At 72.4% G+C, this 8,750-nt stretch carries 8 protein-coding genes; all 8 read left to right on the forward strand.

Features of this window, described 5'->3' with window-relative positions; all coding sequences use genetic code 11:
* Position 1: 1 nt before the first annotated feature.
* Positions 2-868 (forward strand): 16S rRNA (cytidine(1402)-2'-O)-methyltransferase, encoded by an 867-nt coding sequence (rsmI, locus tag ACZ48Z_RS41835; RefSeq protein WP_468741175.1) that lies wholly within the window; start codon positions 2-4, stop codon positions 866-868.
* Between the two features lie 248 nt (positions 869-1,116).
* Positions 1,117-1,506, forward strand: a complete 390-nt coding sequence (locus ACZ48Z_RS41840) for a hypothetical protein (protein ID WP_468741176.1) — start codon at positions 1,117-1,119, stop codon at positions 1,504-1,506.
* Positions 1,507-1,570: 64 nt separating this feature from the next.
* On the forward strand, positions 1,571-2,455 hold the full coding sequence (locus ACZ48Z_RS41845; protein WP_468741177.1) for a TatD family hydrolase: 885 nt from the start codon (positions 1,571-1,573) through the stop codon (positions 2,453-2,455).
* 118 nt (positions 2,456-2,573) lie between these two features.
* Complete coding sequence (locus ACZ48Z_RS41850; RefSeq protein WP_468741178.1) at positions 2,574-3,962, forward strand: ubiquitin-like domain-containing protein; 1,389 nt, start codon at positions 2,574-2,576, stop codon at positions 3,960-3,962.
* A gap of 30 nt (positions 3,963-3,992) precedes the next feature.
* The gene (gene rsmA / locus ACZ48Z_RS41855) at positions 3,993-4,865 is read left to right on the forward strand and encodes a 16S rRNA (adenine(1518)-N(6)/adenine(1519)-N(6))-dimethyltransferase RsmA (RefSeq protein WP_468741179.1); all 873 of its coding nucleotides are present in this window, start codon (positions 3,993-3,995) and stop codon (positions 4,863-4,865) included.
* Positions 4,862-5,761, forward strand: a complete 900-nt coding sequence (locus ACZ48Z_RS41860) for a 4-(cytidine 5'-diphospho)-2-C-methyl-D-erythritol kinase (protein ID WP_468741180.1) — start codon at positions 4,862-4,864, stop codon at positions 5,759-5,761. The genes rsmA and ACZ48Z_RS41860 overlap by 4 nt, the downstream gene beginning before the upstream one ends.
* A gap of 49 nt (positions 5,762-5,810) precedes the next feature.
* Positions 5,811-7,625 carry an ABC-F family ATP-binding cassette domain-containing protein gene (locus ACZ48Z_RS41865; RefSeq protein WP_468741181.1) on the forward strand — a complete coding sequence of 605 codons (1,815 nt, stop codon included), beginning with the start codon at positions 5,811-5,813 and terminating at the stop codon, positions 7,623-7,625.
* Between the two features lie 211 nt (positions 7,626-7,836).
* Positions 7,837-8,529: a helix-turn-helix transcriptional regulator gene (locus tag ACZ48Z_RS41870; RefSeq protein ID WP_468741182.1), complete on the forward strand. Its 693-nt coding sequence runs from the start codon at positions 7,837-7,839 to the stop codon at positions 8,527-8,529.
* Positions 8,530-8,750 lie beyond the last annotated feature (221 nt).

Raw genomic sequence — 8,750 nt, forward strand, 5'->3', positions numbered from 1 at the left:
GATGGGCCGCGTGACAGTTGAGCCCGGAACCCTGGTCCTTGCCGGAACCCCCATCGGCGACGTCGCCGACGCCCCGCCCCGGCTCGCGCAGGAGCTGGCCGGGGCCGACGTCGTGGCCGCGGAGGACACCCGTCGGCTGCGGCGCCTGACCCAGGCGCTGGGCGTCACGCCCAAGGGGCGCGTGGTGTCGTACTTCGAGGGCAACGAGGCGGCCCGCACGCCCGAACTCGTCGAGGAACTCCTCGGCGGCGCACGTGTGTTGCTCGTCACGGACGCCGGGATGCCGTCGGTGTCCGACCCCGGCTACCGGCTGGTCGCCGCCGCCGTCGAGAAGGACCTCCGGGTCACCGCCGTACCGGGCCCCTCCGCGGTGCTCACCGCGCTCGCGCTGTCCGGGCTGCCCGTGGACCGGTTCTGCTTCGAGGGGTTCCTGCCGCGCAAGGCCGGCGAACGGCTCTCACGCCTGCGGGAGGTCGCGGGGGAGCGGCGCACCCTCGTGTACTTCGAGGCCCCGCACCGCCTCGACGACACCCTCGCGGCGATGGCCGAGGCGTTCGGGACGGAGCGGCGGGCGGCCGTGTGCCGGGAGCTGACGAAGACGTACGAGGAGGTCAAGCGCGGGACGCTGGGCTTCCTTGCCGAGTGGGCCGCCGAGGGGGTCCGGGGCGAGATCACCGTCGTGGTCGAGGGGGCGCCCGAGAAGGGCGGCGAGGAGATCGACGACGCGGAACTGGTGCGCAGGGTGCGGGTGCGGGAGGAGGCCGGGGAGCGCCGCAAGGAGGCGATCGCCGCGGTGGCCGTGGAGGCGGGAGTGCCCAAGCGGGTCGTTTTCGATGCGGTCGTCGCCGCGAAGAACACCGCTCCCTGACGCGCCCGGATGAGGTGGGTCACACCCCCTCTGAGCAGGGCGCACGTCTTCTGAGCGTGCGCCCCAAGTGCATGCCAAAGGGGTGCCTCGGAATGCAAAGCCCCGCACGGCGTGGCGGGGCCGTTTGGCAAGGAACGCCCAAATCGCCTCCAACACTCGACAGGGCTGTCGCGCAGGTGCCTGCGGAGGCGTCCACTGGGGTGAGGGACGTACCCGTCCTCCACTCCAGCGGACACACAGGAGCTGGCATGAGCGAGATCGCAGGGCACCCCGGTGCCACGGCAGTCGTCAACGAGTCCTACTCCTTCGCCTGCATGCGCTGCGGGCACGGGTGGGAGCAGTCGTACGAGATCGAGCACCACATCGACGGCGGCGGCCGCGAATTCGTGCAGTACATGGTGAGCGGGCAGATCGTGCCCTCCCCGCTCTCCCGGCCCACGTGTGCGAACTGCGACAACCACGTCGTGCGGATCATGCGGCCCGGCCGGGTCGCGTCCGCCCGTGACGCCGCGCTCCGGCAGCACCGCACGCCCCCCGCCGGGCCTGTGGAGGTACCGGTGACCGCCGACGGCTCGGTGGATCAGCACCACTGGCACCTGTCCGACCTCCTGCACGTCTTCCAGCGCAAGGCGAGCTGACCGCCCTCCGCCACAGTCCCGGATCCGGACCCGGGCGGGCGTGCCCCTTTCGTAGGATCGGGGCATGCCTTCGAACAGCCCCCGCGAGAAGAACGCGGCGCCACCGCTCCCGGAGCCCCTGCGGGTACCGGTCGCCGACTCCCACACCCACCTGGACATGCAGGACGGGACCGTGGAGGAGAAGCTCGCGAAAGCCGCGTCGGTGGGGGTGACCACGGTCGTCCAGGTCGGCTGCGACGTCCGCGGCTCGCAGTGGGCGGCTCAGACCGCGGCCCGGTACGACGCCGTCCACGCCGCCGTCGCCCTGCACCCCAACGAGGCCCCGCGCATCGTCCACGGCGACCCCGACGGCTGGTCCCGGCAGGGGGAGCGCGCGGCGGGGGGCACGGGGGCGCTCGACGACGCGCTCGCCGAGATCGACCGCCTCGCGGCCCTTCCGCAGGTCAAGGGCGTCGGCGAGACAGGCCTCGACCACTTCCGCACCGGGCCCGAGGGCAAGGAGGCGCAGGAGGCCTCCTTCCGCGCCCATATCGAGATGGCCAAGAGGCACGGCAAGGCCCTCGTCATCCACGACCGCGACGCCCACGCCGACGTCCTGCGCGTGCTGAAGGAGGAGGGCGCCCCCGAGCGCACCGTCTTCCACTGCTACTCCGGCGACGCCGAGATGGCGGAACTGTGCGCGCGCGAGGGCTACTTCATGTCCTTCGCCGGCAACGTCACCTTCAAGAACGCCCAGAACCTGCGGGACGCGGTCGCCGTGGCCCCCCTCGAACTCCTCCTCGTGGAGACCGACGCGCCCTTCCTGACCCCGGCGCCGTACCGCGGACGGCCCAACGCCCCCTATCTCGTTCCGGTCACGGTCCGTGCCATGGCCGCCGTGCGCGGCATCGACGAGGACACTCTGGCCACGGCACTCGCCGCCAACACCGCACGCGCCTTCGGATACTGACCCGGTCGAACGTAACTCCGGGTAGCTGCGCCACTTTGGAGAGTGACCGCCGCTCCGCTAGGTTCTGTGGGCCCGATCCGGACCCCGCTGGACCCCTCGGCCCCTGGAGCGTGTCGGCGTGAGCAACTCGCAGTCGCAGTACGAGACGTACGAGACCTACGAGTCGTATGACCCGTACGGACCCACCGAGCCGTACGGAACACAGGCGTACGGCGGTTTCGACGCGCCCCCCGTCGAGCCGCACAACACCGCGGAGACCCTCGTGTACGGGATGTACACGGCGCCGTACGAGGACACCTACCGGCCCGCCTACGAGGTGCCGGAGCCCGCGCTCCCGCACCAGCAGGTCCCGGGAGCGCGTGCCGGGGCGGGGCGGGCCGCGCGACGGCGCAGGACGCGGGACGCGGAGCGGCCCGACAGCGCGATGCGCCGCCTCCTTCCCCAGGCACTCGTCGTCGTCTTCCTCGCGGGCGGCACCACCGCGTTCGTCGCCGAGGACAAGGCGATCGAGCTGACCGTCGACGGCAAGCCGCGCACCCTCCACACCTTCGCGGACGACGTGGGTGAACTCCTCGCCGAGGAGGGCGTCGCGGTGGGTGCGCACGACGTGATCGCGCCCGGGCCCGGCGACCCGCTCGCCAGCGGTGACGAGGTCGCGGTGCGCTACGGGCGTCCCCTGCGGCTCACGCTCGACGGGCAACGGCGTGAGGTGTGGACCACGGCACAGACCGTGCGGGGGGCGCTCGAAGAGCTGGGGGTGCGGGCCGAGGGCGCGTACGTGTCCACCTCGCCCTCCCGGCGGATCGGGCGGGAGGGGCTCGCGCTGGACGTGCGGACCGAGCGCTCCGTGACCGTCATGGCGGACGGCCGGGCCCGGACGGTCCGCACGAACGCGGCCACGGTCGAAGAGGTCGTCGAGGAGGCCGGGGTCACGCTCAGCGGGATGGACACCACCTCGGTGCCGGCGGCGAGCTTTCCGCGCGACGGACAGACCGTCACGGTGCTGCGGATCACCGGGACGCAGGAAGTGCGGGAGGAACAGATCCCGTTCCGCGAGGAGCGCACGGACGACCCCTCCGTGTTCAAGGGCACGGAGGTCGTCGAGCAGGCGGGCGTACCCGGGATGCGGCGGATCACGTACTCCCTGCGGACCGTCAACGGCGTGAAGCAGAAGCCGCGGCGGATCCGCACCGAGGTGGTCCGGGAACCCCGGGAACAGATCGTGAAGGTGGGGACGAAACCGATGCCCACGTCCGTGCAGGGCGCCGACCAGCTCGACTGGCAGGGCCTCGCGGTGTGCGAGTCCGGAGGGCGGCCCGACGCACAGGACCCCTCCGGGACGTACGGCGGGCTGTACCAGTTCGACACGAGGACCTGGCAGGGCCTCGGCGGCTCGGGCCGCCCCCAGGACGCACCGGCGGCGGAACAGACGTTCCGCGCGAAGAAGCTGTACGTACGGCGCGGGGCGAGCCCGTGGCCGCACTGCGGGGCCCGCCTGCACGGATGAGGGGGTCCGGACCGCAGTTAGGCTGTCCACGTGAGCAGCCCCTCCCCAGACACCCTCTTCGGCGCCGCCGACATCCGCGAACTCGCGGCCGCCCTCGGCGTACGACCCACCAAGCAGCGCGGCCAGAACTTCGTGATCGACGCCAACACGGTCCGCCGGATCGTGCGGACCGCCGGCGTACGGGACGACGACGTGGTCGTCGAGGTGGGACCCGGCCTCGGCTCGCTCACCCTCGCCCTCCTGGAGGCCGCCGACCGCGTCGTCGCCGTCGAGATCGACGACGTCCTGGCGTCCGCGCTCCCGGCCACCGTCGCCGCGCGCATGCCGCACCGGGCCGGGCGGTTCGACCTCGTGCACCGCGACGCCATGCAGGTGACCGAGCTGCCGGGCCCCGCGCCCACCGCGCTGGTCGCGAACCTGCCGTACAACGTCGCCGTACCCGTGCTGCTGCACATGCTCGACACCTTCCCGAGCATCGAGCGCACCCTCGTCATGGTCCAGGCCGAGGTCGCCGACCGGCTCGCCGCGCCGCCCGGGTCGAAGGTGTACGGCGTCCCGTCCGTGAAGGCCAACTGGCATGCCGAGGTCAAGCGGGCCGGGTCGATCGGCCGCAACGTGTTCTGGCCCGCGCCGAACGTCGACAGCGGGCTCGTCGCGCTCACCCGAAGGACCGAGCCGGTGAAGACGACCGCGTCCAAGCGCGAGGTGTTCGCCGTCGTCGACGCCGCCTTCGCCCAGCGACGCAAGACCCTGCGGGCCGCCCTCGCCGGATGGGCGGGCTCGGCGGCCGCCGCCGAGACGGCCCTCGTGGCGGCCGGGATCTCGCCCCAGGCGCGTGGGGAGTCGCTCACCGTCGAGGAGTTCGCACGCATCGCGGAAAACAAGGAGCCGGTCCAGCAGTGAGCGTCACCGTCCGCGTCCCCGCCAAGGTCAACGTCCAGCTCGCGGTGGGCGCCGCCCGCCCCGACGGCTTCCACGACCTGGCCAACGTCTTCCTCGCGGTCGGCCTCCACGACGAGGTGACCGTGACGCCCGCCGACGAACTCCGTGTCACCTGCGAGGGGCCGGACGCCGGTCAGGTACCCCTCGACCGCACGAACCTGGCGGCCCGCGCGGCGATCGCCCTCGCAGGCCGCAACGGCATCGAACCCGCCGTGCACCTGCACATCGCCAAGGACATCCCCGTCGCCGGCGGCATGGCCGGCGGCAGCGCGGACGGGGCCGGCGCGCTGCTGGCCTGCGACGCGCTGTGGGGGACGGGCGCCTCCCGGGAGGAACTGCTCGACATCTGCGCCGAGTTGGGCAGCGACGTGCCGTTCAGCCTGGTCGGCGGGGCCGCACTCGGGACGGGACGCGGGGAGAAGCTCAGGACGCTGGACGTCGGCGGCGACTTCTCGTGGGTGTTCGCGATGGCGGAGCGCGGGCTGTCGACCCCGGCCGTCTTCCGGGAGTTCGACCGGCTCACCGAGGGCCTCGTCGTCCCCGAACCCGTCGCCTCCGAGCACCTGCTCGACGCCCTGGCCGCAGGCGACCCGGAGGCACTCGCCGCCGCCGTCTCCAACGACCTCCAGCCCGCCGCCCTCTCGCTCTTCCCCGAGCTCACCGACACCCTCGCGGCGGGCAGCGTCGCGGGCGCCCTCGCCGGGCTCGTCTCGGGCTCGGGGCCGACCACGGCGTTCCTCGCCCGCGACAACGAGTCGGCGGCGAAGATCGCCGACGCACTGCGGGCCTCCGGCACCTGCCGGACCGTACGGACCGCGTCGGGACCGGTGCCGGGTGCGACGGTGATCGGGGCGTAGGCGTCGGACTACCCTGGAGGGTCGATCGATCCCCCGAATCAGGAGAGTAATGGCCGTCAATCTGGTCAATGTCGAGAACGTCAGCAAGGTGTACGGCACCCGTGCCCTGCTGGACGGTGTCTCGCTCGGCGTCTCCGAGGGCGATCGCATCGGAGTCGTGGGCCGCAACGGCGACGGCAAGACGACCCTGATCCGCATGCTCGCCAAGCTGGAGGACGCCGACACCGGACGCGTCACGCACTCCGGCGGGCTGCGCATCGGCGTGCTCACCCAGCACGACTCCCTCGACCCGACCGCCACCGTCCGGCACGAGGTCATCCGGGACATGGCCGACCACGAGTGGGCGGGCAACGCCAAGATCCGGGACGTGCTCACCGGCCTGTTCGGCGGACTCGACCTGCCCGGCTTCCCGCAGGGGCTCGACACCGTCATCGCGCCTCTCTCCGGTGGCGAGCGCCGCCGTATCGCCCTCGCCAAGCTGCTCATCGAGGAACAGGACCTTGTCGTCCTCGACGAGCCCACCAACCACCTCGACGTCGAGGGCATCTCCTGGCTGGCCAAGCACCTGCGCGAGCGCCGGTCCGCACTCGTGTGCGTCACCCACGACCGGTGGTTCCTCGACCAGGTCTGCACGCGCATGTGGGACGTGCAGAAGGGCGACGTCTTCGAGTACGAGGGCGGGTACTCCGACTACGTCTTCGCACGTGCCGAGCGCGAGCGCATCGCCGCCACCGAGGAGACCAAGCGGCAGAACCTCGTCCGCAAGGAGCTGGCCTGGCTCCGGCGCGGCGCCCCCGCGCGGACGTCCAAGCCGCGGTTCCGCGTCGAGGCCGCCAACGAGCTCATCGCCGACGTGCCGCCGCCGCGGGACAGCAGCGAGCTGATGAAGTTCGCGTCCTCGCGGCTGGGCAAGACGGTGTTCGACCTGGAGGACGTGACCGTCCAGGCCGGGCCCAAGGTGCTGCTGAAGCATGTGACATGGCAGCTCGGCCCGGGGGACCGGATCGGTCTCGTCGGGGTCAACGGGGCCGGCAAGACGTCGCTGCTGCGGGCCATGGCCGAGGCCGCGCGCACCGAGGGCGAGACCCAGCCCGCGGCCGGGCGGGTCTCCGTCGGCAGGACCGTCAAGCTGGCCTACCTCTCGCAGGAGGTCACCGAACTCAAACCCACGCTGCGGGTGCTGGAGGCCGTGCAGCAGGTGCGCGAGCGCGTCGACCTCGGCAAGGGGCGCGAGATGACCGCCGGGCAGCTGTGCGAGACGTTCGGCTTCAACAAGGAGAAGCAGTGGACGCCCGTCGGGGACCTGTCCGGCGGTGAGCGGCGGCGGCTGCAGCTGCTGCGGCTGCTCATGGACGAGCCGAACGTGCTCTTCCTCGACGAGCCGACGAACGACCTCGACATCGAGACCCTGACCCAGCTGGAGGACGTACTCGACAGCTGGCCCGGCTCGATGATCGTCATCTCCCACGACCGGTTCTTCGTCGAGCGGACCACGGACCGGGTCTTCGCGCTGCTCGGCGACGCGAGCCTGCGGATGCTGCCGCGCGGCATCGACGAGTACCTGGAGCGACGGCAGCGGATGGAAGCGGCGGCGGCCGCGTCGGCGGCCTCGGCGGTGCCTGTGGTGGACAAGCCCGTCGCCGAGAAGAGCGCCGCCGATCAGCGGGCCGCCAAGAAGGAGCTCCAGAAGATCGAGCGGCAGCTCGACAAGGTCTCCGAGAGGGAGGCGAAGCTGCACGGTCAGATCGCCGACCACGCCACTGACTTCGCGAAGGTGGCCACGCTCGACGCCGAACTGCGGGATCTCGCCGGGGAGCGCGAGGAACTGGAGATGCGGTGGCTGGAACTCGCCGAGGACGCGTGAGGCCTTTCGACCGCGAATGAGACGAAACCGAGAAATTCCATCGATCCGGGGCACTTCTCACCAGTAGGGGAAGCGCAACGTCGAACAAGCGTGTAGCTTCCGGGGGCATGAAGGGCGGGGGAGCCGGGAGGGGGCCCCTGTCCGTGGGATCGGTGGGCATCCATAGTGGGGCATTCACGCGGATCCATTGGGGGGACTGGGGGGTTGCTCGATGGGAGTTCGGCTCATGGTGGTCGACGACCACCGATTGCTCGCCGAGGCGCTGGCCTCGGCACTGAAACTGCGCGGGCACCGGGTGCTCGCGGCGGCGGCGCCTGCCGCGGGGGCGGCGGAGCTGGTGATCAGCCGGGCGCCCGAGGTGTGCCTGCTGGGGACGGCCACGCCTGCCGAGCCGGGCATGTTCGATCCGATCGTGAAGATCAAGCGCGAGCGGCCGCAGGTGGCGGTGCTGGTGCTGGGGCCGGTGCCGAGTCCTCGCGGGATCGCCGCCGCGTTCGCCGCGGGGGCCTCCGGCTATGTGCGGCACGACGAGCGCATCGAGGGGGTCGAGCGGGCGATCATGAAGGCCCGGGCGGGGGAGGCGGCGGTCGCTCCGCAGCTGCTGCAGGGGGCGTTCAGCGAACTGCTCAATCCCGCGGCCCAGCCCGATGACGAGGGACAGCGGTTGCTCCAGATGCTGACGCCTCGGGAGGTGGAGGTGCTGGTGCGGGTGGCCGACGGGGAGGACACGCGGCTGATCGCGGCGGGCATGGGGATAGCGCCGTCCACGGCTCGGACCCATGTGCAGCGGGTGCTGATGAAGCTGGGGGTCGGTTCGCGGCTGGAGGCGGCGGCGTTGGCGGCGCGGACGGGGTTGCTGGACCGGGCGGGGCCGGTGGGAGGGCTTCCGACGGTGGATCCGTGACGCGGCCTGCGGGTTCGGTGGGGGCGGGCGTTTTTGCGCAGTTCCCCGCGCCCCTGATGCCTGCGGCGGCCTGTTTCGGTTCGGTGGGGGTTTGTGTAGCGCGTGCGGGTGTGTTGTGGGTCGGGTGCGGGGGGGGGGGGGGGGGGGGGGGGGGGGGGGGGGGGGGGGGGGGGGGGGGGGGGGGGGGGGGGGGGGGGGGGGGGGGGGGGGGGGGGGGGGGG

Source organism: Streptomyces sp. NPDC031225, from assembly GCF_055570355.1.

What these genes read in the sequence shown, in the direction of transcription:
- ACZ48Z_RS41870 (WP_468741182.1), top strand. Translation starts at nt 7,837, where the DNA reads ATGGGAGTTCGGCTCATGGTGGTCGACGACCACCGATTGCTCGCCGAG.
- rsmI (WP_468741175.1), top strand. Translation starts at nt 2, where the DNA reads ATGGGCCGCGTGACAGTTGAGCCCGGAACCCTGGTCCTTGCCGGAACC.
- ACZ48Z_RS41845 (WP_468741177.1), top strand. Translation starts at nt 1,571, where the DNA reads ATGCCTTCGAACAGCCCCCGCGAGAAGAACGCGGCGCCACCGCTCCCG.
- ACZ48Z_RS41840 (WP_468741176.1), top strand. Translation starts at nt 1,117, where the DNA reads ATGAGCGAGATCGCAGGGCACCCCGGTGCCACGGCAGTCGTCAACGAG.
- ACZ48Z_RS41865 (WP_468741181.1), top strand. Translation starts at nt 5,811, where the DNA reads ATGGCCGTCAATCTGGTCAATGTCGAGAACGTCAGCAAGGTGTACGGC.